Raw genomic sequence first — 24,695 nt, forward strand, 5'->3', positions numbered from 1 at the left:
GGTTCAATCCGCTGTCAGGGCGTGTTCAAGGTCTGCTGAAGAGAGCCGCTCGGCCTCCTCCAGCGTTCGACGGAAGGTGGCCGTCAGGTGTTTTTCGATCAGCCAGGGATCGGTCATCGCCGCGAGGTCGTGGGACAGTTGCGGCAACGGGCCGAACAACTGATCGCGCAGCAATCGGCCGGCGTTGTAGGCACCGGTTTCGACCGCCTCCTTGGAGACCAGTGAGCCCTGGGCTTTGCCGAGTTCGATCTCCGCCAACTTGGCCATGTTGTGCTCGCGCAGGGCACGGGCCTTCTGGAAGTCCGGTAGCTTGCCGTCGCCGGTAAGCACCTGCGGCGGCGCAGCCGTGGAAGTCGGCTCGGTGTGGGTGGAAAGTTGGCTGTAAACGTCACGCTGAATCCGGTCTTGCTGGTGACGCTCGGCGACGGCGGCCTTGCTTGGGTCAGCGGTGTCGCGAATCAGCGCTTCGGTGGCATGCACATCAACCTGTTTCCCGTTGGGTGATAGCACCAAACGGTTGTTGTCTTTCAGCCAGGTGATGTAACTCGGCGACCTGCCGAGCCGGGCCGCGAAGGCGCTCTTCGACAGGTAGGTTGGTTCTGTCATGAGCCCTCCTTTTTCAACGTATTTCAATGAATCCTTTCAAGATTTCAATGATTGAAATTTCAGTAAGCTGGGGAACCTGCGGCTAACAGTTTCCCGCGGGTTTCCGACCCCGTACCCTCCGAATAACCCCAGGGTCCCCGGCGGTTTTCGGCGCCCCAGAACGGTGCGCCGTCTCTGCTATCCACGGGTGACGGCGCTTCGCTGACGCCCGCGCACTTGATGGGCCAGGGCTGGTGAGAACTATTCAGAGCGGTTCGATTCGGCGGACACTTCGCTGACGCCCAGCCGCTTGGCAGCCCAACGCTCATAGAGGCCGATGGCAACATCGGCACCAGCCATCGCGGTCAGGCAACCCAAACTGCCTGCCGCCCAGATCGACATACCCGCCGCGATCATCAGCATCATCGCCGACACCCCGCAGGTAATGCAGGCACCGGACCGCAGTGCCAATCGGCGCAACAACACCCAACCGCGCGCACCGTCTTTGTCCGCTCGCCACATTTCACCCGAAACGCCACCGACCAAAGCCAGGACGATCACTAACCAGATCGGCATCTCTGCCAGCGCTTGCTGCTCATTTGTCATGTTGTGCCTCAAGTGAAGGAGTGTGCCGAACACAAAAAAGAAAACCCCGCCGGGGGGCAGGGTTTCAGTTGTCATGACCAGAGCCAAGACGGAGTGCACAGCACGTGCTCGGGGAGCGCCGAGGCGCAAATTTCATATCGTGGCCACTTTTTACCCCCCTCCGGAAAAACCGAAAAGAGGTCATTTTCGGTAGGTCAGCAAACGACATGAATACGACCACAATACGACCACAATACGACAAAACACCCCGACGAACGGTAGTTAGCAGGCCCGTGCGCGTTTGCTCGTCGATGCTCGGGTCAGGTTGGTTTCGAGCGCACCACTACGTCGATCAAGTCCACGGTTCGTGGCACTACGAACCGTGAGGATCAGTTGCACCTGCTGATGCAGGCGATGAACCCAGTTCCGGTATGTCCGGTCAGCATCTTCACGGAGACCAAGCAACTGCAACTGAGAGCGAACCGAGTACGCAGGCTGCGGCAAGTAACGATTGCGAGCCAGGGTAGCGAGCTGCGCCCCTTTTTCCGATTGCCGCTCAAGTTGCGCAAGGGCCGCTGCGACTTCTGCTGCAACATGATCCATTCCACCACCCGCAGCCATCAACAAATCCCTCGATCCAGGTGTACCGCGTGGCGCGCTGCCACCCCACTGCATGATTGTCGCCATTGGGCTGCCCAACCCAGCGCCGTCGCCAACCTGGCAGTGCTGGCGGGCCCAATGCTGCATCAGCTCTTCAATTTCATCGATCATCGACCGTCCCCCCGAAAAATCGAACCCAACACAGAAAACTCAAAACCCAACACAAACCCTACACAAATAAAACCTATATAAATCAGCTCTTTATGTCGTTCTGTGTAGAGTGTGCAGGGTGTGTAGGCTTTTTCGGGTCTCGCATGGCCTTTTTTTTCATCTGGATGCGCGCTCTTCAAAAAAATCGCATGTACATACGCCTGCGCGCCCGACAACCCTGCACACCCAACACGAAACCCTACAGCGCCCGAAATACGCGGACTGGGAGTGTGTTGGGTTGAAAAAAATGACCCTGCACAACCCTGCACACCCTGCACGCACCCAAGCGCAATCATGCTGCCACCGCCTTGATATGGTCCCAGCTGTCCACACTCCACCCTCCCAGCTTTGCCCCGGCTCGCCAGGTGGCGACGGCCTTCCCCAGATCGGCCGATGAAAGTGATGGGGGCTGGGAAGCACCAGGCCCATCTGGGAAGAACAGGATGCCGAACCGCCTATTGCTGCCGTCAGTCCACGGGATGCTCCGGGCGGTTTTTTCGACTTCAGCGCTGATGAACTCGGCGAACTTGGTGTGACTGAGGGTGTGCTCTTTGTTTCGATGGCACCACTCAAGGAACAGCGCGTAGAGATCCTGGGACAGACACGCGCCCCACATGTTTTGCCCGAGCTGACCCGCGCGCCAGAGGTACAAAAATGTTTGCCAGCTGGCTCTGCTCAGCGCTACCAAACGCTCCCGCGCAGGCGTGTGAGGTGGTCGGGTACGCTGATTGAAGTCGCCCATGTCTACGGCAAGCAGCCATGCATATAGCGCTGCCACACCGCCGCTTTCCAATTCGGCACCGATAGCCTTCTGTCGATCAGGTGGCAACGTCTCCATAGGCCAAACCACCAACATCCGGCGGTCGCTTTCACTGATTGGCCAAGGCAGAATTTCGTTACTGAGAAATACCGCGTTCATGTGGTTGGCTTCTTCCCAACCATTGATGAACTTCGACTCCATGCGTACCGTCTTCCCGGTGACCAGGTGCTTGATTTTGCCCACCTGGTTGTACCGCTGATCCCGGCTAACAACTTCCTCGAACACAGCCCAAAGCTTGCGGCTCTGCCAGGCATTGAAGTTGCTTTCCAGCTGGGTCTGGCCCACGGTCGCAGCATACTGGCCATACAGCTTGCCGAAGATGTCAGCGAACAGAAAACTTTTACCAGAGCCTTCCATGATCGAATGCATCAGTACGGCGGTGTCCATCTTCGCACCCAAGTGCTGAAGTGGATAAGCCAGCCAGCGAGTCAGCCATAACGTCGCCTCAGGGTCGTGGTTACACAAGAAACCGAACAACCAGCGAATGTTGGCGCAGGCATCGTCATTGCGTACAGGCTCAATCGGCAAACCTTCAAAGGTATTGATGTAGACGTTGGGGTCTTTGGTCATGGTGGGATCGAAGACAATGTTGTCCACGTCAACGACTCGCCGATCCGGACTGTTCAGCCACATCCCATAGCCATCCCCAAGCGCCATTTTTACCGCCCCTTCAGGCACTCGGCGCTTCTTCTCCCGGTCCCATACATCCTTGGTGCCGTCGATGTACACGTACCGCTCGATGGGGACCAGACCGAACGCACCAGCCTTCTTGCTGGACATGCGCTTTGCCTGATCGAGCTCCCGCACCTGATCGCTGGATATCAGCTTCTTGCGCCGCTCATCAGCCCACTGTTTAGCCAACGCCTTAGTCACCAACGACTCGAACGCGGATTTCTTCATCGAAGTCCCGCGATCGGTGTCCCAGATGTTCGTCGTACCTTCGACCAACGCATACCGCCGCAACAAATGGGCCACCGTCAGAGGCTCCTCCCCCGCCCCCCCGTTAGGAGCCGGATCGGCATCAATGACTTCGTCATTGGCCGGGCCCGGCTCGCAATGGGCAGCTGATGGGGCTGGGGGAAGATCACGCGGATCAGGACGCGAGGAATGCTGCATACCCAACATCCGCGCTGCGTCCTTTACAGCTCGCGACTGATCACCACCATGCTGCAACAAACAGAACACCTCGAACGCATCGTTTTGATGCCCGTTCGCGAGCGGATCAGCGCCGTGGTGCGAAAACACCTTCCCGTCGTCGCTTACCGTGACGCCCGGCATTCCGGTGCTGCTGTGCGGGTACAGCCACTTACTGCCGCGCTTGATGTAATCATGTGCACGCAACAGCTCTTCAACGTCGTGGCTACGATTGAATTCATCGATAACAGACGGCTTGCCTCCAGCAGGCGGTGGACGCTTGATGACTTTCGCCGGAGCTGTCTTCGGTTTGGGTGCCCACGGGCACGCAGCCTCAGCATCGCGCTTGAAGATGTCCCAATGCTTCCAGATATTCAGCAGCTCAGGCGCAAGCACCGGCAGCCCATCGACAGAGCTCGGGGGCGTGCGCCAGGTGTAAGGCTTGCCAGTGCCTGGATGAATCGATGGTGGCAACACGTCTTGCACCAACCCACCACGCAATTCGAACACGGTGATGCGCTGATACTCATCGGCCTCGGCACGCGCCTCGGCCTCACCTACTGCATCACCAGCGTCCTTGGCTGCTTTGGCCTTTGCGGTCAGAGCCTTGTGGATCGATCCGTCAGGGTCTTTTTCATTGGGCCACGCAAGTGCAACCCGGCTCAAATCAACACCATCAGGAACGCGGAACATAATGCGGAAGCGCGCGGGGTTGCCCACTACTGTTGGGAACACCAGAGCCATTGCATCAAGGTCAATTTCCAGAAGGTCATACAGCACGTGGCGGGCCCACTGAACATCATCAACATCCAGCGAGCAAATGCGGCTCGGTCCCAACACGACGCCGAGGTTGTGCTGGGGCTTCTTTTCCCAGAACGCGGCAGCCTTCGCCGATTCCGTGAAGTAGCCACCCGGTTTGTTCCAACCCTTCCCCTTCGGACCCTTTTCACCAGGCTCAATCGGGACTAGCGCCAAACCGAATGTGTCGATGTAGAACTGAGCCCAATCAGCGGTAGGCAATAGATTGTCCTGATCACTCATCTGCGCCGCTCCCGCAACCCCTGGCAACTGACGCAGGTCGCACAACCCTGGATCGTCTGCTGGCGAAGCAACGGGATAGGTTCGTCGCAATCCTCACAGATTTGCGCGCTGACGGCGCACGTTGGGCGCTGACGGCGCTCCAACGCCACCTGCAGGAGGTACTCGGCCTGGTCGTTGGCGATATCGATAACGTCAGACATCTTGACGGCCCTCCATCGCTTCCCTGGCCCCGGCCATGATGCCCAACACCGCACGGATTACGTCGTTGCCGTGCTTCTCCAGGCATTCAACTTCGTGCGGCTCCCAGACGTTGTCGGCAGCACCTTCGTGCATGCTGGAAACAAACAGGCCGGTCTGGTGCAGCACCTTGCTGACGGCCAGCAAAGCTTCCTTGGTCGGTGCAGCAGCTTCCGGCTTGTACCAGACCATCGCAGCGGGCCGCATCAGGGCATCCAGCAACAAGGGACTTGCCGTGAGGCGAATCACCTCTTCCAGCTCGTCAGGATCAAGCCACCGGCGCTCTTCGTCGTGCTTTAGTTTCTTCTGGAGGGTGTCGTAATCGATGACCATGTCCAGCGCCAGAGCAGTCACACCGCCCCGATAATCATGGCCCGCCCGGTAAAGGGCTTTGCGCAAGGAAAGGACCGGGCCTGCACCCGGCAAAAGATCTGTGCGACTCATAACCGTAAATCCCCTATTTACGGTGTGGCCGTAGAGTCAAACACACTCTATTCTACGACCACGACCGATGTTCATGTGCTGTGCATCGTTCCAGTCGGTCCGGGGAATCTTATGGTGAGAGGTCCCGGACCGACGCCTACGCAACGAGTTGCATGTATTGCGTACAACTCGTTGCAGCCGGCCTGGCATTTCTTTGGTGAGAGGTTTCAGGCCGGTGTTTCATGTGGCGGCATGGTGTGTGCTGCATGTCGCCATCGCTGGGCTGGGGGATTCTTATGGTGAGAGGCCCCAGACCAGCACCCTTTCAGGCTTTGGGCTCAACGCCGCCAGCCTCTTTAAATTCGACGTATAAGCGCTCAATCGCCTTTCCAGTTACATATCGAACATCTGCACCTTTCGCGGCGCGATTAATAGTCGGCTGCGTTGTTCCCACGCGCTCCGCAATAACCCGCTGGGATAAACCAGCCTCCAGCAACTCCGCGAGCATTTCTTGGATAGTCATCTCATTCACCGATGCGCCTTCGCATTGGGCGCAACAATACACAAACGTATTGATTCGTTCAATACAATTGTCGATACGTTTATGAATCAAGGGCAAAAAAGTGATTGGTGACCGCATCACTCAACGCATGGCCGAACTGAACCTATCCGAGGGTGAGCTCGGTCGACGCTCTGGCGTTCCTCAGCCAACGATTCACAGGATCGCTACAAACGCCGTAGCCAGCCCTCGCCAAGAGAACGTAGAAAAGATTGCTAGAGCTCTGAAAGTCACCACTGATTGGCTATGGAAGGGAGGCAGCAAAAAGGAAGCTAGCCCCACCGCTCTCGATACAAATATTGAGTCTGGCCCAGCTATTAAAGGATATGTTCCACTGATTTCGTGGGTGCAAGCTGGCTCCTGGTGCGAGATATCTGATGTCCTCACCCTGGATGACGCCGAAATCTGGCTTCCATGCGCCGCCTCACACAGCCCTCAGAGCTATGCCCTCCGAGTTCGCGGTCTTTCCATGTTCAACCAACACGAACGGCGCTCATTTCGAGACGGAGATATCATCTTTGTTGACCCGGCAAAGGATGCGGAGAACGGCTCCCTTGTTATTGCCAAGCTAATGGATAGCCAAGAGGCCACATTCAAACAGCTGGTTATGGAAGGGAGTCGCCGCTTTCTAAAACCCCTGAACCCAGCATGGCCAGACCCGATAATTGAATTGGAAGACGATGCAATGATCTGTGGCGTTGTCTTCTCGAAACTAGAAATCTTCTAATACATTTGACAGCATCCGAGCCCGCAAATATGCGGGCTTTTTTGTGATCGAACAAAAATCAATACATACGGGTATTGACTGCATCGATACGAATTTGTATCGTCCGCCTCGTACACCTCTCACCAAAGAGTACGAGACATGCAAACCACACAGCACAGCAACACCAGCTGCCCGATCTACCTGCATCCATCTGCATGCAGTAGCCGCGCAGCCGTAGAAGCCATTCAGCGCCGCACCGGGCTGCTGGTAATCACTACTCCCAAAGGTCGCACCGAGGCCACCCAGGCGCTCAACACTGCTGCAGCCGACGAAAGCCACTCACCATTCGGGGGTGATGCAGCATGAAGCCGATTCTTATTGGCCTTGCCGGCCCCGCCCGCTCGGGAAAATCGACCACCGCCGATCATCTGGCGCGCAATCACATGCTGGAGCAATACGCGATCGCCGACCCACTGCGCTCCGGACTGATGGAGATCTTCAACCTCGACGCGGACGACTTCGAAGGCGCGAAGAAGGAACAGCCATTGGACTGGTTGGGCCGCTCACCGCGGGAGTTGATGCAATCGATGGGCACCGAGTGGGCGCGTCAGATGGTGCACCCAGACGTCTGGGTGAAGATCGCCGAGCAAAACCTCAACTACCTGCAAAACTCGCTATCCAACGTGGTGGGCTTCGTCGTCAGCGATATCCGCTTTGAGAACGAAGCCGACCTTATCCGCCAGCGCGGCGGCACCATCATTCACATAGCACGCCCAGACGCACCAGCGGTTAATCCCCATGCAAGTGAAGCCGGCATTCAGGTCAAGCAGCTCGACCTGCTTGTTAGTAACACCGGAGACCGAGAGCATTTACGGTGCCTGATCGACGACTGCGTTGCAGTCATCCGTCGCCGCAACCTGGCCCAGACCGCAGCCTGAGGACCGAGCCATGAACCGCACCCTGGACGAAACGGCCGCAGTGCTCGGCCTCAAACCCCGGAAGTTCCGCGAACAACTGCGCGCGCTCCGCGTACTGACGCAGAGCGGCGACCTGGCCAGCCACCACCGTGGCGGCGGCAATCTGTTTTCAGATCCGCGCAGCGTCCAGATCGGAACTACCAACCGTTACAAGCACTACGCCGTGGTGATGGTCACCGAAGCCGGCGTGCAATGGCTGGCAAAGAAACTGGACATCGCCATCACGCACAAGGACGCCGCAGCATGAAAACCAATTACTTCAACGCTTACACACAAGCCCTCGGCGCCTTGCGGCTGATTCCAATCTATCTGGACAGCCCGGGCGTGGTTAGTCGCGCCACGCTAATCGGTGCTGCAAGTGAAGCCATTGATCTGCTGGACAGCATGCCTTGCCGCACAGTGGAACTGGCCGAGGTGTTTCGCTGCGTCAACGACGTGATTCAAGAAGGTCAGACGGCCTACGTCACCCCAACCAACTCACCGGAGTATCCGTTCGGCGCTGTCGTCGCTGACGAAAAAGGCCAGATCTGCGCCGCCGCCATGGGCAAAAGCAAAGAAGGTCTCGCGGAACTGATCCGCCTCAAGTTGGTGCCCCGAAAGGAGGGGTTCGGGGAGGACGCTGCGTGAGTAACACCATCGACCAATTGCGAAAGGAATGGGCGACACCCTGCCCAACGCTATCAGCGATCCGCGAGCGCTACTTCTCTCACATATCCAGCGACCGCTACCTACTACGCCGCATCAGCGCTGGGCGAATCGAATTGAAAGTCACCCGCCTGGGCGGAGCAGGGAACAAAGGCACGGCAGTTGTTTACCTGCATGACCTGGCCGCCTACCTCGATGCCCAAGCAGCGAAGCAAGCGGCCTGATTCAACGGTGCCCCCTGCCGTCCAGGGGCAAACAACATCCACTCAATGAGGCACAGCACATGAGCAAAGCTCGCCCCTTCATCGACACGTTACGAGATATCGAGGCCGGAGGTCTGCTCGATGAACTCAGCGAAACCCAACACAGCCTGATCGACGCCATCCGCCAGACCGGCAAGGGCGGAGAGCTGACCATCAAGCTGACTTACAAGCCTGACGGCAGCGGCCAGATGACCATCAAGGCCGACGTCAAAGCGAAAGAGCCGATCCTGGCTCGCGGCACGTCGCTGTTCTTCCTGACGCCGGAAGGCAATCTGACCCGCCGCGACCCACGACAGCAGGACCTGGCACTACGCAGCGTCGAGGACGATACGGCGCCGGGCGCACTGCGTCAGGTCAGCCAGTAACACCCGCCTCACCAACCTCTCACCAAATTGTCATCCACTGGAGCACATCCAATGCAACAAGCCCTGCAGCACTTGGTCACCCTGGCCCAATCCCTCGGTAAGCCGATCGAGGTTCCAGGAATCGCCGCACCGCTGGCACTCGTTCCGAACGGGGTCTGCATCGAAAGCCTGGAACACCTGTTGCCAGCGCCTTCGCGCATCAAGCAGAAGCTCACGGTGCTCGATGCCGAGTCATTCATCAGCTACGTGAACCGCTTTGCCACCCAGGCCACGGCAGTATTTTGCAATGGTCCCGAAGGCCGCACCTTCTCCGCGATCATCGACTATCACGATCCGGCAGCACCGGCCTGGCGCGAGCACATCGCGACGTACCGCTGCCCGACCACCGTCGAATGGGGTAACTGGAAGGAAAAAGACCGTAAGCGTATGGACCAGGCCACTTTCGCCGAATTCATCGAAGACAACGTAAAGGACATCACCCACCACCCCGAATACGAGAGCACCCCAAGCGCTGCCGACATGCTGGAAATCAGCCGCACTTTGGAAGCCAAGAAGAACATCACTTTCCGTCAAGGCACCCGCCTCGACAACGGCCAGGTGCAACTGACCTACAACGAAGAAATCGATGGGCGCGCTGGCGAAGCTGGCCAGCTGCGCATCCCTGAAGAGTTCTTTATTGCACTCAAACCGTTCCTCGGCGGCGATGCCTTCTGCGTGCCCGCTCGCTTCCGCTACCGCATTCAGGAAGGCCGCCTGGTCATGTGGTACGAACTTGTACGCGCCGACAAGGTGCTCGAGGAAGCCTACAACGCTGTTCGCGCCAAGATCGAAGGCGCCATCAACGACGTGCCGCTCTATGAAGCCACGATCTAACTAACTCCCTGAAACATCCCGTCGCCGGCCTCTCACCAAGCATCCCGGCGCCGGGCTCTATCGAGGTACACAGCACATGACCACAACTCAGATTTGCGCACTGCTCGTTCTGATCGTACTTGTTGGCCTTACCTACTGGGCAGGCTATCGCGGCGGCCTGAACGATGGCCGCATCGAAGGTATCGACGAAGGCAAGGCCATTCGGCAATCAGATAACTCAGGAACGATCCAGGACCTGAAGCAATCGCTTGATCAAGCGCAGACCCACCACAAGCAACTGTACTCCCACTACGAGCGAGCGCTGGCCGCATCGAAACTCGGAGAACAAGATCGGCAGACTCTGCTGGAGATCGCAGAAAAACTGCGCATCGCGGCTGAAACATTCAGCGCATTCCAGACGGGCAAAAAGCTCGAACGAGATACCCTGGCGCTCCGTAATCAAGCGCTCGCCATGGCAAATATTCTGGCGCCGGCAGCTCAGGAGAAAGCAGCATGAGCGACCAAAAGAACTCCACCCTCTGCATCTATCACGGCAACTGCGCTGATGGTTTCGGCGCCGAGTCATGGAACGCCAACCCGTGGTGCTGGGTCGTCGAGTTCAAGCAGGTGATTCCATGACAGCACTTCGCAGAACGGTACGAGTACGCCTTGGGCAAATGCTACCTCTCGATTTACAAACCATCTGCGACAAGTGCGACAGGTCGCGGGCACATGGCAACCATCAAAAGTGCAGCAAACAGCGCCAAGCCGAAGGTATAGCACGGCGCGCAGGGGAGCGACAGCAATGAGCCTTCCACGTTGGGTAATGATCAATCGTGCATCCGAACTCACCGGCTACAGCGAAGACGCCATACGCCACAAGGTGAAGAACGGGACCTGGGCACAAGGTCGAATCTGGCGCAAAACCCCAGACGGCCGCATTGCAATCAACATGACGGAGTACGACAAGTGGGCAGAGAGCGCACCGCAGGAAGCGGCCTAGAAGCCGAGCTGGCAAAGCACAAAGGTATCGAAATGCACGGCGGCCATATACGCGTCGTGTTCATGTGGCGCCGCACTCGCTGTCGAGAATCCCTCGGCCTGCCTGTAACCAAAGCCAACATCAAACACGCCGCCCTGCTCAGGGCGGCAATCATGCATGAAATAAAAACAGGCAACTTTGATTACAACCGACATTTCCCCGACTCGAAGAACGCAACTAACTACAGCAAAGTAAAAGACGAACGCCTAATCAACTTGCTGACTCGTTACAAGCCATTGAAAGCCGTCGATCTCACACCGATGACCGAAGAAAAGTACGGTTACGCTCTGGATATCTGTACTGAACTATTGGGGCCAGATCGTCTAGCAGGTGTCCTTCTACCCGAAGATATCCAATTGCTCAGGACACGACTGATCGCAGACCGAGCACCGTCAACCGTGAACCATTACCTGGCCACGTTCGCGGGCTTCCTCGCGTGGTGCGAGAGCAATGGTTACTGCCGCAAAGGTTTGTCCACAGCCTGCATACGATTCGCAATGATAGGGCGCGAGCCGGACCCATTGACTAAGGCCGAGTTTGAACAACTGCTCGGCAAAGGATGCCTCCACCCGCAGGATTCTGCTGCCATCACTCTTGCCGTTTTCACCGGCCTTCGACCCGGCGAGCTTTGTGCGCTGGCCATGGAAGATATCGACCTGGCCGCCGGCCAGCTCAATATCACCAGGGCCATCACGGCAAACGGTACGTTCAAGGTACCCAAGACCGGGAAGCCTCGGGCCGTGCTGCTGATGCCGCCTGCCATCGAGGCCTGCAAAACATTGATGGAGCTGGTAGCGAATCACGCGCCTCGCGAGATCGAGGTGTATATGAACCGTTACGAAAGCCGCATGGAGTCAGTCACCCCGCTACTGTCACCAACCACGCAGGCCCGCAAGAAAGTTATCAATCACTGGTTTATCCCCACGTCCTGGAACACGAAGTGGGCCGCCATTCAAAAACGCTCGGGGATTCGCGCACGCCGGCCATACCAGACTCGGCACACCTACGCCTGCTGGTGCCTGACTGCCCGTGGTAACCTTGCGTTCATTGCAAAACAAATGGGACACAAGGACTTCACCATGCTGGTTGAGGTTTACGCAAAATGGATGGACGATGCCTCAAATATTGAGATCACCCATATCTGGGAAGGGATATCGAGGCTGAAGTCAAACTGAACACACATTGAACCAAGTGCGAAAACTGAAAAAGGAGCCGAAGCTCCTTTTTTTATGCCGCTTTCGAGGACATAAGCTGCTGTACCAGCGCGATTTTAGATACGCATCTAAGGTATGCCGCTTCAGCATCAATATGGGTGACAGTTGCATCCAGATGATAATCTGACTTACAACGCAACTCATGCAGGTTCTTGAGGGACCACCCAATTTGTTTCAGATGCATTCTGACTTGCTTATCAGCATGCATGTGATTTTGATAATACGCCCCAAGGGTGGCGTGAACCGGCCCTTTTACATCAGAGACTGGAGGCACACTTATCGTATCCGCGTACTCAAGCGACACATGATAAAAACCATAATACGCACGCGAAACAGCGCTACGTCGCTCAGCCTCTGTACCCGGCACCGTGTTCAGTAGGGTAAGCGCTACATTGCTAATATCTTCATAGCTAACTGGCATACCGCAAATCCTTTTACGCCACCGCGGATGATAGAACCGATCGACCGTCAACAAAGTTCACGACCAACCTGTCCCAGCTTGAAATATCGTCACAACCAAGTACCAACTCAGCAACACGATCATTGATCGCAACTAACTGCGCAGCATCTTTTACAGGCAATGGCACTTCGATATAAATATGCTTAGCACCATCAAAGTTACTGAGCTTCTCATGCATAAAAGCTGCAACAAGCCCAAACTCAATCATTGCCTGCTCGATAAATGCACCGACCAACTTATATTCAGACAAAGAGATATTCATCTCTTCCAAATGGCTGATTACGGAGCGCGCAGTAGCCATACACGGCATATCCTCTATGACAAAAGTTGGATTTGCTTTCGCAAAGCCTGCGATAATCTTTTCAAGATCTTCGTAGTCACATATAAAGGTGCTCGTATGAACAATTTTTTCGAGTATCTCTGGAGAACCTGGAGATCTTTCTAAAGCTTTAAGAAAACTAACTTTAGCCTCGGTGTACCTGCCGAGCATTCTCAATGAGATGCCGTAGTTAACCAACCCGACCTCATCCATAGATAACCGCAAACTTTTAAGATGAAGCTCCTTAGAAGCCTCATACTCACAAAGTGCGGCTTTAAGCATACCGGAGAGCATAAATGCCTCGGCAGCGCTAATAGCTTTCAGACGCTCGATATCACGTTCGATAGACTTTACGTCAAAAGGACGTTTAGTTTCCTGGCCGCTAAGCGCCTGGATCCTATCTGTGATGCCTGCGGTCGCAAGCTGGGGAACGGGCATAAACCCTCCTTTGAACGGCTTTCCTTGCCATAATTTTCGCGATCTCTACCGTGCATGGCGGATCGCAAAAACGCTTACCTATCCTCACCATATAGGTAAGCGTTCTCGCCTTGGGGGCGGAAGTCTACGTAGCAGATTTGCATCGAGCAACATAGTCCGACGAAACACCCCATCTCCATAGCTCGCGAGGACGACATTTTCTCATCGTGATAACCTCGTTCAACTCATGCTAGTGACTGGGACAATAAAAGAACAGCAGCATTCGAAAATAAAAATCGGACTGCTTAGTAATTTGCCCCATTTCTGCCCCACCTATTCTTACGATCAACGCTAACCTACTGATGAATAAAGCAATTTCCGACCTATCCTCCCACACCCCGATGATGCAGCAGTACTGGCGCCTGAAGAATCAGCACCCGGACCAGCTGATGTTCTACCGCATGGGCGACTTCTACGAGATCTTCTACGAAGACGCGAAGAAGGCGGCCAAGTTGCTGGACATCACCCTGACTGCCCGTGGGCAATCGGCGGGGCAGGCGATTCCGATGTGCGGGATTCCGTATCACGCCGCGGAAGGCTATCTGGCGAAACTGGTCAAGCTCGGCGAGTCGGTCGTGATATGCGAGCAGGTCGGTGATCCGGCCACCAGCAAGGGCCCGGTCGAACGTCAGGTGGTACGGATCATCACCCCGGGCACGGTCAGCGATGAGGCACTGCTCGATGAGCGTCGCGACAACCTGATCGCGGCGGTGCTGGGGGACGAGCGTCTGTTCGGTCTGGCGGTACTGGACATCACCAGCGGCAACTTCACGGTGCTTGAGATCAAGGGCTGGGAAAACCTGCTGGCGGAGCTTGAGCGGGTCAACCCGGTCGAGCTGTTGATCCCGGATGACTGGCCAAAAGATCTGCCGGCGGAAAAACGCCGTGGCGTTCGTCGCCGCGCGCCGTGGGATTTCGAGCGTGATTCGGCGCTGAAAAGCCTTTGCCAGCAATTCTCCACTCAGGATCTCAAAGGCTTCGGCTGCGAAACGTTGACCCTGGCCATCGGCGCCGCCGGTTGCCTGCTGGCGTACGCCAAGGAAACCCAGCGTACCGCCCTGCCCCACCTGCGCAGCCTGCGCCATGAACGTCTGGACGACACCGTGGTGCTGGACGGCGCCAGCCGCCGAAACCTGGAGCTGGATACCAACCTGGCCGGTGGCCGCGACAACACCCTGCAATCGGTTGTCGACCGTTGCCAGACCGCCATGGGCAGCCGCTTGCTGACCCGCTGGCTCAATCGCCCGCTGCGCGATCTGACCGTGCTGCTGGCTCGCCAGACCTCGATCACTTGCCTGCTTGACCGCTATCGCTTTGAAAGCCTGCAACCGCAGCTCAAGGAAATCGGCGACATCGAGCGGATTCTGGCGCGGATCGGCCTGCGCAATGCCCGTCCTCGCGACCTTGCCCGCCTGCGTGATGCACTTGGCGCCCTGCCTGAACTGCAAGTGGCGATGACCGACCTGGAAGCGCCGCATCTGCAACGTCTGGCGACCACCACCAGCACTTACCCCGAACTGGCAGCTCTGCTGGAAAAAGCCATCATCGACAACCCACCGGCGGTCATCCGTGACGGCGGCGTGCTGAAAACCGGCTACGACAGCGAACTCGACGAGCTGCAATCGCTGAGCGAAAACGCCGGCCAGTTCCTGATCGATCTGGAGGCCCGGGAAAAGGCTCGTACCGGCCTGGCCAACCTCAAAGTCGGCTACAACCGTATCCACGGCTACTTCATCGAACTGCCGAGCAAGCAGGCTGAATCGGCACCGGCGGACTACATCCGTCGGCAGACCCTCAAGGGTGCCGAGCGCTTCATCACGCCTGAGCTGAAAGAGTTCGAAGACAAGGCGTTGTCGGCCAAGAGCCGCGCCCTGGCTCGCGAAAAAATGCTCTACGAAGCGCTGCTGGAAGATCTGATCAGCCAGTTGCCGCCGTTGCAGGACACCGCTGGCGCGTTGGCCGAACTCGACGTGCTGAGCAACCTTGCCGAACGAGCACTGAACCTCGACCTGAATTGCCCGACCTTCGTCAGCGAACCGTGCATGCGCATTACCCAAGGTCGTCACCCGGTGGTCGAGCAGGTGCTGACCACGCCGTTCGTCGCCAACGACCTGAGCCTGGATGACAACACCCGCATGCTGGTGATCACCGGTCCGAACATGGGCGGTAAATCCACCTATATGCGCCAGACTGCATTGATCGTGTTGCTGGCGCATATCGGCAGCTTCGTGCCGGCGGCCAGCTGCGAACTGTCGCTGGTGGATCGGATCTTCACCCGGATCGGTTCCAGCGACGACCTGGCCGGTGGGCGCTCGACCTTCATGGTGGAAATGAGCGAAACCGCCAACATTCTGCACAACGCCACCGAACGCAGCCTGGTGCTGATGGACGAAGTGGGTCGCGGCACCAGCACGTTCGACGGTCTGTCCCTGGCCTGGGCGGCAGCCGAGCGACTGGCGCACCTGCGCGCCTACACGCTGTTTGCCACGCACTATTTCGAACTGACCGTGCTGCCGGAAGCCGAGCCATTGGTGGCCAACGTGCACCTCAATGCAACCGAGCACAACGAACGCATCGTGTTCCTGCACCACGTGCTGCCGGGGCCGGCCAGCCAGAGTTATGGTCTGGCCGTGGCGCAACTGGCGGGTGTGCCGAGCGAAGTGATCGTGCGCGCCCGTGAGCACCTGAGCCGCCTGGAAGACACTGCTTTGCCGCATGAAGCGCCTAAACCGGCCGCCAAGGGCAAACCGGCGACGCCGCAACAAAGCGACATGTTCGCCAGCCTTCCGCATCCGGTGCTGGATGAGTTGGCTAAACTGGACATAGACGACATGACACCGCGCCGTGCGCTCGAAATGCTCTATGCACTAAAGAACCGGATCTAAGCACCGACGAACCGGATATAACGCAAAAGGCTTCAAGCTGTTAGAATCTCGCGCGGTTTGGGATGCTGCTGGCTAATAGCCTGGCTGGCAGACATCGCTCCCGAACCTGGCGACCCCAACCGTGAAGGGGCAACGCTGCCGCCGCCTGAGGAGAAAATTAGAAATGACCTTCGTCGTCACCGACAACTGCATCAAGTGCAAGTACACCGACTGCGTAGAAGTCTGTCCGGTGGACTGCTTTTACGAAGGCCCGAACTTCCTGGTGATTCACCCGGATGAGTGCATCGACTGCGCCCTGTGCGAACCAGAATGCCCGGCCGTAGCCATTTTCTCCGAGGATGAAGTCCCGGAAGAGATGCAAGAGTTCATTCAACTGAACGTCGAGCTGGCGGAGATCTGGCCGAACATCACCGAGAAGAAAGAATCGCTGCCGGATGCCGAAGAGTGGGATGGCGTCAAAGGCAAGATCAAAGACCTCGAACGCTGATCTGTCCCGCGTTTGAAGAAAAGGCCCCTTGCGGGCCTTTTTGCTTTTCCGGGTTTTGCTTTTCTTCGGGCAAAAAAAAGGGGCGGTTTGACCCGCCCACATTTTTTCCCTATTCCCTGTGTTCCTTTTCATCGTCCTGATGAATCGCGTCCTGCGATGTCCTTTCCCCTCTTCCTTGAAGGGCGTGTCTGTCCGTCGACACAACCCAGATACTAGAGATTTCCCTGACAGCCGCAACCGGCCTGCTCAGCTAAAACACACTGTCATAAGCGCTTAATATTTAAAAATAACCATATAAATCAATATGTTGAACATATTCAACAACCTCAATGGACGTCTACCGCAGTGTAAAAATAGCGAACACTTACGAAAGAGTAAGCCTCGGCTTACAACGCGAGACTACAAACCCGGGGAAGCAAACCGCTTTGCCGCAGAAAACAAAAAGCCCCGAACCAGTCGGGGCTTTTTGTGGCGATCACGCAAGGCGCTTATTGAAACAGCGACTCGCTCGACAGGCCGTTTTTCTCGAGGATTTCACGCAGGCGCTTGAGGCCTTCCACCTGGATCTGTCTCACCCGTTCCCGGGTCAGGCCGATCTCCAGGCCTACATCTTCCAGCGTGCTGCTCTCGTGACCGCGCAGGCCGAAGCGGCGTACCACCACTTCGCGTTGCTTGTCGGTCAGCTCCGAGAGCCATTGATCGATGCTCTGCGACAGATCGTCGTCCTGCAGCAGTTCGCATGGATCGGTCGGACGGTCATCCGTGAGGGTGTCCAGCAGGGTTTTATCCGAATCCGGACCCAGCGAGACGTCGACCGAAGAAACCCGCTCGTTCAGGCCCAGCATGCGCTTGACCTCGCCCACCGGTTTTTCCAGCAGGTTGGCGATTTCTTCAGGTGAAGGTTCGTGATCGAGCTTTTGCGTCAGCTCCCGTGCAGCCCGCAGGTACACGTTGAGCTCCTTGACCACATGGATCGGCAGCCGGATGGTCCGGGTCTGATTCATGATCGCGCGCTCGATGGTCTGACGGATCCACCAGGTCGCGTAGGTCGAGAAGCGGAAGCCGCGCTCGGGATCGAACTTTTCCACCGCCCGGATCAGCCCGAGGTTGCCCTCTTCGATCAGATCCAGCAGCGACAGCCCCCGATTGACGTAACGCCGGGCGATTTTGACCACCAGCCGCAGGTTACTTTCAATCATGCGCTTGCGCCCGGCGGGATCGCCACTTTGCGACAAGCGCGCAAAATGAACTTCCTCTTCCGGGGAGAGCAATGGGGAAAAGCCGATTTCGTTGAGGTACAGCTGCGTGGCATCGAGTGCCCGGGTGTAGTCGATGTACTTGTGTTGCTTAAGTGAAGCGGAGTGTTTGGATTTGGCACGAACGGAAGGTGGAGCAGCCCCTTCATCATTCGACATCGAATCCGAATCGATGCCGGTCTCCATCAGGAGAACCTCATCGTCGATGTCAAACTCCGGCACTTCTTTACTGAGAGCCATTGTTATAGTCCTTTGGTGAGTTCGACCCCAAGCTCAAGCGACGCCTTTATCCTTGGCAACGCTGGAGCCTGTCCCCTCTACGCGACGGAACAGGCTGGTCTGCAAATCAACGTCTTGGCAGGAACTGCAGCGGATCTACAGGTTTACCTTGTCGGCGAATCTCAAAATGCAGTTTCACCCGGTCTGTACCCGTTGACCCCATTTCGGCAATTGTCTGTCCGACTTTGACCTGCTGCCCCTCCCGTACCAACAGCCGACGGTTGTGTCCGTAAGCACTGACGTAGGTTTCGCTGTGTTTGATGATGACTAATTCGCCGTAGCCCCTTAAGCCACTCCCGGCGTAAACCACCGTCCCATCAGACGCAGCTAAAACAGGCTGTCCCAAATCCCCGGCGATATCAATTCCTTTATTCAAACTACCGTTTGAAGAGAATTTACCAATCAGAATGCCATTAGATGGCCATCCCCAGCCGGTCGGGGCCGGGCCCGGTGGAGGCAACGGAGCCGGTGCCGGCTTGTTGGCGACGGACGGTACAACGGCCGCAGAAGTCGCCCCGGAACCGGTGGTTGTGGTGGTCGTGGTGCCATTCGCCTGGCGCCGGATTATCGTGGTTTTACTCGACGAAGACGGTGCAGAACCGCTGTTGCTCACCACCGCGGTCGACGTTGAACCAGGGCGACCGTCGAAGCGAATCGTCTGACCCGGATGGATCGTATACGGCGTAGGAATATTGTTCCGGGCAGCGAGGGCTTTGTAGTCCCAGCCGTAGCGAAACGCGATCGAAAACATGGTGTCACCCGGACGGACTACGTACTGCCCGGTCGTCACTGTAGGACGCTGGGCCACCGCATTGTTGCGATCGACGACCCGCACGTTGCTCGATTTGGTGCTGGAGCAACCGACCAGCAAGGTGCTCAAGACAAGGCCAGTCACCAGGCGCTGAAAGCTCGTGTTACCCATACGCTGCGCAATGACTGTGAGACTCACCCGCCGCTCCCTTTGTGGTGGCTGAAAAATGTGGAATGCCGATTCCGGCATGTAACTTCGCAAGTATAACGGGCGAAACAGGCTTTACCTTTAATGAAGCGATATCGCTCGACGCACACGTTTGCTCATGGACGATAAATCCTGTTTAAACAATCGATGCCGCTGTAAGACAGGCGCTCTCGCAAGGAATTCAGCGCCGGCAAACAAATGCTCAGGCCAGTGGCCCGTTGAGCAATGGCACGAAGCGAACCGCCCCGAGAACGTGTCGGGAGAAGCCGTTTTCTTCGCGCACGATCAGCATCAATTGCTGCACTTCTCCGGAGCCGACCGGAATCACCAGCCGACCGCCGGGCGCCAGTTGATCGAGCAAGGCCTGTGGCACATCGGTCGCCACGGCCGTGACGATGATGCCGTTGTACGGCGCCAGCGCCGGCCAGCCTTCCCAGCCATCGCCCCAGCGGAACACCACGTTGCGCAGGTTGAGTTCGACCAGACGCTCCTTGGCCCGATCCTGCAGTACCTTGATCCGCTCGACAGAGAACACCCGCTCGACCAACTGCGACAACACCGCCGTCTGGTAACCGGAACCGGTGCCGATCTCCAGCACCTTGTCCAGCGGCCCCGCCTCGAGCAGCAACTCGCTCATGCGAGCGACCATATAAGGCTGAGAGATGGTCTGGTTGTGGCCGATCGGCAGCGCGGTGTCTTCATAGGCCCGGTGCGCCAGCGCTTCATCGACAAACAGATGACGCGGCGTACGACGGATCACTTCCAGCACATTGGCGTTGGACAAGCCTTCTTCATATAACCGCTGAATCAGGCGTTCACGGGTGCGCTGGGAGGTCATCCCGATGCCGCTGCGCAACCGGTCGTCTTGTTCACGAGCCATCAGTTGAGCCCCTCCAGCCAGCCGTCGAGATTTCTGAAGGCATCATTGAAGGTGCGATCGAGCTGCAACGGAGTGATGGAAACGTAGCCCTGCATCACCGCATGGAAATCAGTGCCCGGCCCGCCGTCTTCCGCATCGCCGGCGGCGGCAATCCAGTAACCGGCCTTGCCACGGGGATCGACCACTTTCATCGGCGCTGCCGCACGGGCACGATGCCCCAGGCGAGTCAGCTGGATGCCGCGAATGTGATCGATGGGCAGATTGGGAATGTTCACGTTCAGTACCGTGCGCGGTGGCAGATCGAGCCCGGCGTGGGCCTCGACCAGTTTGCGCGCAAAGTAGGCAGCGGTGGGCAGATTGTCCACCTGCCGGGAGGCCAGCGAGAAGGCAAACGATGGGCGTTCGAGAAAGCGGCCTTCAAGGGCCGCCGCCACTGTCCCGGAATACAACACGTCGTCGCCCAGGTTGGCGCCGAGGTTGATGCCCGAAACCACCATGTCCGGCTCGCGCTCCAGTAAACCATTGAGCCCCAGGTGCACACAGTCGGTCGGCGTGCCGTTGAGACTGATGAAGCCGTTGGCCAGGTATTGCGGGTGCAGCGGACGGTCCAGCGTCAGCGAACTGCTGGCACCGCTCTTGTCCTGTTCCGGGGCGATAACCACGCATTCGGTGTAATCCGCCAGCGCAGCATAAAGCGCGGCAAGACCGGGTGCGGTTACCCCATCGTCGTTAGAAATCAGAATACGCATGGGCTGTCCGTCTGCCCCACCGGCACCAGATCAACGAGTTCGCGCACCAATACGGTGGCGAAGCATCCGGCCGGGAGGACGAATTCCAGTTGCAGAATGTCAGGCTCGGGATAATGCCACGTCAACCCGCCAATGGGCAGTCGAAGGATGCGACGTTCGTGGCTCATACCGGCATTAATCAACCAATCGCGCAGATCCGCCTCGCGTGCGGCAATTGCCTGCTCCAGATCATGGACAGCGCCGGCGGCCGGTGAGTCACCTTCGCCCCACTGCGGACCGGTCGGATGCAGGTCGAGAATCGCCAGGCGCGGGTCGCTGCACTCGGCTTCACCCGCCGGGAAAAAACTGCGGCTGTCGGTGAAGGCCAGCAGATCGCCGACCTGGGCGCGCTGCCAGGTGCCGTCTGTCACTCGTGCCGCCAGTACCTGGTTGAACAGAAAGCTGCGAGCGGTCGACAGCAGGCGCGAACGCACATTGCGCTGCTCCGGCAGGGCCTTGCGTGCCGCCCATGAACGGGCATCGACGACGTTACCACCGTCATGGCCGAAACGCTGGGCGCCGAAGTAGTTCGGGATACCTTGCTTGGCAATCAGTTGCAGGCGCTCGTCGATGGCAGCCTTGTCGCCATTGAACTGGGTCAGGCGCAAGGTGAAACCATTGGCCGAATGCGCGCCGCGTTGCAGCTTGCGCTTGTGGCGCGTGGTCTTGAGGATCTTCAGCGTGTCGTTTTCCGCGGCCGACAGATCCGGATCGGCCTTGCCCGGCAGTTGCACGCTGAACCACTGGCGCGTCAGCGCCTGACGGTCCTTGAGGCCGGCATAGCTGACCGTGCGCAACGGCACACCGGCCGCCTTGGCAATGCGGCGTGCCGCTTCTTCAGTGTTCAGACCGCGCTTTTCCACCCAGATCCACAGGTGCTCGCCGTCACCGCTGAACGGAATGTCGAGGACTTCATCGACCTGGAAGTCTTCGGCGATGGCTTTCAGTACCGCGGTGCCGAGCGTGTCGCCATAGGCCCGCGGGCCGAGCAATTGCAGTTCGTTCATGCGCGCAGCAACAAGGCAACGGAATGCACGGCGATGCCTTCTTCGCGACCGACGAAGCCGAGCTTCTCGGTGGTGGTGGCTTTCACGTTCACTTGATCCAGTTCTACTTGCAGATCCGCGGCAATCAGCGCGCGCATCGATTCGATATGGGGGGCCATTTTCGGTGCCTGGGCAACGATGGTGTTGTCGACGTTGCCGATTTTCCAGCCTTTGGCGTGGATCAGGCTGACCACGTGACGCAACAGCACACGGCTGTCGGCGCCCTTGAATTGCGGATCGGTGTCCGGGAAATGCTTGCCGATATCACCCAGCGCAGCGGCGCCGAGCAAGGCATCGCTCAAGGCGTGCAGCAGGACGTCACCGTCGGAGTGAGCGAGCAGCCCGAAGCTGTGTGCGATTCGCACGCCGCCCAGAGTAATGAAATCGCCTTCAGCGAAACGGTGCACATCATAGCCGTGGCCAATACGCATAAAAAAACGCCCCGAATTTTGTCAGGGCGTGATTCTACCTGCATTAGCCCTTGAGGGCGCGTGCGTGATGCTGCAAGTGGTCGTCAATGAAGCTCGCGATGAAGAAATAGCTGTGGTCGTAGCCCGGCTGCAGGCGCAATGTCAGCGGATGGCCCGCCTGTTTTGCTGCTTGTTGCAGCGCTTCGGGTTTGAGCTGGGTGGCGAGGAAATCGTCGCGGTCACCCTGATCGACCAGCAATGGCAGTTTCTCGTCCGCCTCGGCGATCAGCGCACAGGCATCCCACTCGCGCCATTTCGAACGGTCTTCGCCCAGATAACGGGAGAATGCCTTCTGGCCCCACGGACAATCCATCGGGTTGTTGATTGGAGAAAATGCCGACACCGATTGGTAACGCCCAGGATTGCGCAAGGCACAGACCAATGCACCGTGACCACCCATGGAATGGCCGCTTATGCTGCGTTTGTCCGAGGCCGGGAAATGCGCTTCAACCAGCGAAGGCAATTCCTGCACGACGTAGTCATGCATCCGATAATGCCGCGACCACGGTTCCTGCGTGGCATTCAGATAGAACCCGGCACCGAGACCAAAATCCCACGCGCCATCCGGATCACCCGGTACATCGGCGCCACGGGGACTGGTGTCCGGCGCCACGATGATCAATCCCAGTTCAGCCGCCATGCGCATGGCGCCGGCCTTCTGCATGAAGTTCTCGTCCGTGCACGTCAGGCCCGACAACCAGTACAGCACCGGCAGCTTGCCGCCCTGCTCTGCCTGCGGCGGCAGATACACAGCGAACACCATGTCACAGCCCAACACCTCGGAACGATGGCGATAACGCTTGTGCCAACCGCCGAAACTTTTCTGACAGGAGATATTTTCCAGACTCATGTAGGACTCCTACGCAACCACGGCTGCACTCAGGCAGCCGTGGCATCGCGATTGATCAGAAATGAATGACGGTGCGGATGCTCTTGCCTTCGTGCATCAGGTCGAAGGCCTTGTTGATGTCTTCCAGGCCCATGGTATGGGTAATGAAAGTATCCAGCGGGATTTCGCCGCTTTGCGCCATGTCGACGTAGCTTGGCAACTCGGTACGGCCACGCACGCCGCCGAACGCCGAACCGCGCCAGACGCGACCGGTCACCAACTGGAACGGACGGGTGGCGATTTCCTGGCCGGCACCGGCAACACCGATGATCACCGACTCGCCCCAGCCTTTATGGCAGCACTCCAGAGCTGCGCGCATCAGTTGCACGTTGCCGATGCATTCGAAGGAGAAGTCGACGCCACCGTCGGTCATGTCGACGATCACTTCCTGGATCGGACGATCGAAATCTTTCGGGTTCACGCAGTCGGTAGCGCCCAGCTGCTTGGCGATTTCGAACTTGGCCGGGTTGATGTCGATGGCGATGATGCGCGAGGCCTTGGCCTTCACTGCACCAATCACGGCCGACAGACCGATGCCGCCCAGGCCGAAGATGGCCACGGTGTCACCCGGTTTGACCTTGGCGGTGTTGATCACCGCACCGATACCGGTGGTCACGCCGCAACCGAGCAGGCAGACCTTTTCCAGCGGTGCATCCTTGGAGATCTTGGCCACGGAGATTTCCGGCAACACGGTGTACTCGGAGAAGGTCGAGGTACCCATGTAGTGGAAAATCGTTTGGCCCTTGTAGGAAAAGCGCGAAGTGCCGTCCGGCATCAGGCCCTTGCCCTGAGTGGCCCGAATCGCCTGACACAGGTTGGTCTTGCCCGATTTGCAGAATTTGCACTGGCCGCATTCCGGGGTGTACAGAGGGATCACGTGGTCGCCGACGGCAACGGAAGTCACGCCTTCGCCGATCGCTTCAACAATGGCACCACCTTCGTGGCCGAGGATCGACGGGAAGATACCTTCCGGGTCAGCACCGGACAGGGTGTAGGCATCGGTGTGGCAAACCCCGGAAGCCACCACGCGCAGCAACACTTCACCGGCCTTGGGCATGGCGACATCGACTTCTACGATTTCCAGCGGCTTCTTGGCCTCGAAGGCAACGGCGGCGCGCGACTTGATCATGCTGACTCTCCAGTGAATCCATTGAATAAAAAACCAGACAGGCAGTGTAGTCCAGCGCTGCTTGATGAATAATCCGGACAAAAGCAAAACATTATTGCCATACAGGGATAATCC

31 protein-coding genes are annotated in these 24,695 nt (G+C 57.8%); 14 read left to right on the plus strand and 17 right to left on the minus strand.

The genetic code is table 11. The features are described 5' to 3' along the window. Positions 1–3: 3 nt before the first annotated feature. The 7 genes from AC07VV_RS14880 to AC07VV_RS14910 form a co-directional block, all read right to left on the minus strand. The gene (locus tag AC07VV_RS14880) at positions 4–606 is read right to left on the minus strand and encodes a terminase small subunit (RefSeq protein WP_495036646.1); all 603 of its coding nucleotides are present in this window, start codon (positions 604–606) and stop codon (positions 4–6) included. Between the two features lie 240 nt (positions 607–846). Next, positions 847–1,191 (minus strand): phage holin family protein, encoded by a 345-nt coding sequence (locus AC07VV_RS14885; RefSeq protein WP_495036745.1) that lies wholly within the window; start codon positions 1,189–1,191, stop codon positions 847–849. 261 nt (positions 1,192–1,452) lie between these two features. Next, positions 1,453–1,941, minus strand: coding sequence for a hypothetical protein (locus AC07VV_RS14890; RefSeq protein ID WP_495036647.1), 489 nt, complete (start codon positions 1,939–1,941; stop codon positions 1,453–1,455). A 331-nt stretch (positions 1,942–2,272) separates the two neighbouring features. Then, a complete protein-coding gene (locus tag AC07VV_RS14895) occupies positions 2,273–4,975 on the minus strand; it encodes a bifunctional DNA primase/polymerase (RefSeq protein ID WP_495036648.1) in 2,703 nt (900 codons plus the stop codon). Next, positions 4,972–5,175, minus strand: a complete 204-nt coding sequence (locus AC07VV_RS14900; protein WP_495036649.1) for a TraR/DksA C4-type zinc finger protein — start codon at positions 5,173–5,175, stop codon at positions 4,972–4,974. The genes AC07VV_RS14895 and AC07VV_RS14900 overlap by 4 nt, the downstream gene beginning before the upstream one ends. Continuing rightward, positions 5,168–5,656: a phage regulatory CII family protein gene (locus AC07VV_RS14905; RefSeq protein ID WP_495036650.1), complete on the minus strand. Its 489-nt coding sequence runs from the start codon at positions 5,654–5,656 to the stop codon at positions 5,168–5,170. Before AC07VV_RS14905 ends, AC07VV_RS14900 begins: the two co-directional genes overlap by 8 nt. Positions 5,657–5,960: 304 nt before the next feature. Further along, a complete protein-coding gene (locus tag AC07VV_RS14910) occupies positions 5,961–6,158 on the minus strand; it encodes a helix-turn-helix domain-containing protein (RefSeq protein WP_495036651.1) in 198 nt (65 codons plus the stop codon). A 100-nt stretch (positions 6,159–6,258) separates the two neighbouring features. Here AC07VV_RS14910 and AC07VV_RS14915 point away from each other — a divergent pair, with 100 nt between their 5' ends. The 12 genes from AC07VV_RS14915 (at position 6,259) to AC07VV_RS14970 (ending at position 12,219) form a co-directional block, all read left to right on the plus strand. Then, complete coding sequence (locus AC07VV_RS14915) at positions 6,259–6,921, plus strand: LexA family protein (RefSeq protein WP_495036652.1); 663 nt, start codon at positions 6,259–6,261, stop codon at positions 6,919–6,921. A gap of 138 nt (positions 6,922–7,059) precedes the next feature. After that, the gene (locus AC07VV_RS14920; RefSeq protein WP_495036653.1) at positions 7,060–7,266 is read left to right on the plus strand and encodes a hypothetical protein; all 207 of its coding nucleotides are present in this window, start codon (positions 7,060–7,062) and stop codon (positions 7,264–7,266) included. Beyond that, positions 7,263–7,838 carry a deoxynucleotide monophosphate kinase family protein gene (locus AC07VV_RS14925; protein ID WP_495036654.1) on the plus strand — a complete coding sequence of 192 codons (576 nt, stop codon included), beginning with the start codon at positions 7,263–7,265 and terminating at the stop codon, positions 7,836–7,838. The genes AC07VV_RS14920 and AC07VV_RS14925 overlap by 4 nt, the downstream gene beginning before the upstream one ends. 10 nt (positions 7,839–7,848) lie before the next feature. Beyond that, complete coding sequence (locus AC07VV_RS14930; RefSeq protein WP_495036655.1) at positions 7,849–8,124, plus strand: hypothetical protein; 276 nt, start codon at positions 7,849–7,851, stop codon at positions 8,122–8,124. After that, positions 8,121–8,504: a hypothetical protein gene (locus AC07VV_RS14935; protein WP_495036656.1), complete on the plus strand. Its 384-nt coding sequence runs from the start codon at positions 8,121–8,123 to the stop codon at positions 8,502–8,504. Before AC07VV_RS14930 ends, AC07VV_RS14935 begins: the two co-directional genes overlap by 4 nt. Beyond that, entirely contained in the window at positions 8,501–8,746 is a 246-nt protein-coding gene (locus tag AC07VV_RS14940; protein ID WP_198131988.1) for a pyocin activator PrtN family protein, read from the plus strand. The genes AC07VV_RS14935 and AC07VV_RS14940 overlap by 4 nt, the downstream gene beginning before the upstream one ends. A gap of 59 nt (positions 8,747–8,805) precedes the next feature. Further along, on the plus strand, positions 8,806–9,150 hold the full coding sequence (locus tag AC07VV_RS14945; RefSeq protein ID WP_150735282.1) for a YfdP family phage-associated protein: 345 nt from the start codon (positions 8,806–8,808) through the stop codon (positions 9,148–9,150). A gap of 51 nt (positions 9,151–9,201) precedes the next feature. Then, a complete protein-coding gene (locus tag AC07VV_RS14950) occupies positions 9,202–10,023 on the plus strand; it encodes a YfdQ family protein (protein ID WP_495036657.1) in 822 nt (273 codons plus the stop codon). Positions 10,024–10,099: 76 nt separating this feature from the next. Beyond that, entirely contained in the window at positions 10,100–10,519 is a 420-nt protein-coding gene (locus AC07VV_RS14955; protein WP_495036658.1) for a hypothetical protein, read from the plus strand. Then, positions 10,516–10,641, plus strand: coding sequence for a hypothetical protein (locus tag AC07VV_RS14960; RefSeq protein ID WP_495036659.1), 126 nt, complete (start codon positions 10,516–10,518; stop codon positions 10,639–10,641). The genes AC07VV_RS14955 and AC07VV_RS14960 overlap by 4 nt, the downstream gene beginning before the upstream one ends. Positions 10,642–10,807: 166 nt before the next feature. Continuing rightward, complete coding sequence (gene xisR, locus AC07VV_RS14965; RefSeq protein ID WP_056856218.1) at positions 10,808–11,005, plus strand: excisionase family protein; 198 nt, start codon at positions 10,808–10,810, stop codon at positions 11,003–11,005. Continuing rightward, entirely contained in the window at positions 10,972–12,219 is a 1,248-nt protein-coding gene (locus AC07VV_RS14970; protein WP_495036660.1) for a site-specific integrase, read from the plus strand. The genes xisR and AC07VV_RS14970 overlap by 34 nt, the downstream gene beginning before the upstream one ends. A 52-nt stretch (positions 12,220–12,271) precedes the next feature. Here the strand turns inward: AC07VV_RS14970 and AC07VV_RS14975 are convergent, their stop codons facing one another. After that, positions 12,272–12,679 carry a hypothetical protein gene (locus AC07VV_RS14975; protein WP_495036661.1) on the minus strand — a complete coding sequence of 136 codons (408 nt, stop codon included), beginning with the start codon at positions 12,677–12,679 and terminating at the stop codon, positions 12,272–12,274. Positions 12,680–12,692: 13 nt separating this feature from the next. Beyond that, positions 12,693–13,475 (minus strand): tetratricopeptide repeat protein, encoded by a 783-nt coding sequence (locus AC07VV_RS14980; RefSeq protein WP_495036662.1) that lies wholly within the window; start codon positions 13,473–13,475, stop codon positions 12,693–12,695. Between the two features lie 353 nt (positions 13,476–13,828). Here AC07VV_RS14980 and mutS point away from each other — a divergent pair, with 353 nt between their 5' ends. Both mutS and fdxA read left to right on the plus strand, forming a co-directional pair. Then, positions 13,829–16,399, plus strand: coding sequence for a DNA mismatch repair protein MutS (mutS, locus tag AC07VV_RS14985; protein WP_495036746.1), 2,571 nt, complete (start codon positions 13,829–13,831; stop codon positions 16,397–16,399). Positions 16,400–16,562: 163 nt separating this feature from the next. Continuing rightward, positions 16,563–16,886: a ferredoxin FdxA gene (gene fdxA / locus AC07VV_RS14990; protein WP_007908827.1), complete on the plus strand. Its 324-nt coding sequence runs from the start codon at positions 16,563–16,565 to the stop codon at positions 16,884–16,886. 488 nt (positions 16,887–17,374) lie between these two features. Here fdxA and rpoS read toward each other — a convergent pair whose 3' ends face one another. The 8 genes from rpoS to AC07VV_RS15030 all read right to left on the minus strand — a co-directional run bounded on the left by rpoS (position 17,375) and on the right by AC07VV_RS15030 (position 24,581). After that, positions 17,375–18,382 carry an RNA polymerase sigma factor RpoS gene (rpoS, locus tag AC07VV_RS14995; protein ID WP_007954831.1) on the minus strand — a complete coding sequence of 336 codons (1,008 nt, stop codon included), beginning with the start codon at positions 18,380–18,382 and terminating at the stop codon, positions 17,375–17,377. 106 nt (positions 18,383–18,488) lie between these two features. Continuing rightward, on the minus strand, positions 18,489–19,370 hold the full coding sequence (locus AC07VV_RS15000; RefSeq protein WP_096819610.1) for a peptidoglycan DD-metalloendopeptidase family protein: 882 nt from the start codon (positions 19,368–19,370) through the stop codon (positions 18,489–18,491). Positions 19,371–19,581: 211 nt separating this feature from the next. Beyond that, complete coding sequence (locus AC07VV_RS15005) at positions 19,582–20,217, minus strand: protein-L-isoaspartate(D-aspartate) O-methyltransferase (protein ID WP_173861377.1); 636 nt, start codon at positions 20,215–20,217, stop codon at positions 19,582–19,584. Between the two features lie 41 nt (positions 20,218–20,258). Beyond that, positions 20,259–21,008, minus strand: a complete 750-nt coding sequence (gene surE / locus AC07VV_RS15010) for a 5'/3'-nucleotidase SurE (RefSeq protein ID WP_096819612.1) — start codon at positions 21,006–21,008, stop codon at positions 20,259–20,261. Next, the gene (truD, locus tag AC07VV_RS15015; RefSeq protein ID WP_495036663.1) at positions 20,996–22,054 is read right to left on the minus strand and encodes a tRNA pseudouridine(13) synthase TruD; all 1,059 of its coding nucleotides are present in this window, start codon (positions 22,052–22,054) and stop codon (positions 20,996–20,998) included. The genes surE and truD overlap by 13 nt, the downstream gene beginning before the upstream one ends. Further along, positions 22,051–22,524, minus strand: a complete 474-nt coding sequence (gene ispF / locus AC07VV_RS15020; protein ID WP_495036664.1) for a 2-C-methyl-D-erythritol 2,4-cyclodiphosphate synthase — start codon at positions 22,522–22,524, stop codon at positions 22,051–22,053. Before ispF ends, truD begins: the two co-directional genes overlap by 4 nt. 43 nt (positions 22,525–22,567) lie before the next feature. Continuing rightward, complete coding sequence (gene fghA, locus AC07VV_RS15025) at positions 22,568–23,413, minus strand: S-formylglutathione hydrolase (protein ID WP_408986160.1); 846 nt, start codon at positions 23,411–23,413, stop codon at positions 22,568–22,570. A gap of 55 nt (positions 23,414–23,468) precedes the next feature. Next, entirely contained in the window at positions 23,469–24,581 is a 1,113-nt protein-coding gene (locus AC07VV_RS15030) for an S-(hydroxymethyl)glutathione dehydrogenase/class III alcohol dehydrogenase (RefSeq protein ID WP_007954819.1), read from the minus strand. Positions 24,582–24,695: the final 114 nt, after the last annotated feature.

It is taken from the genome of Pseudomonas sp. GW821-FHT02C04, from assembly GCF_059421845.1.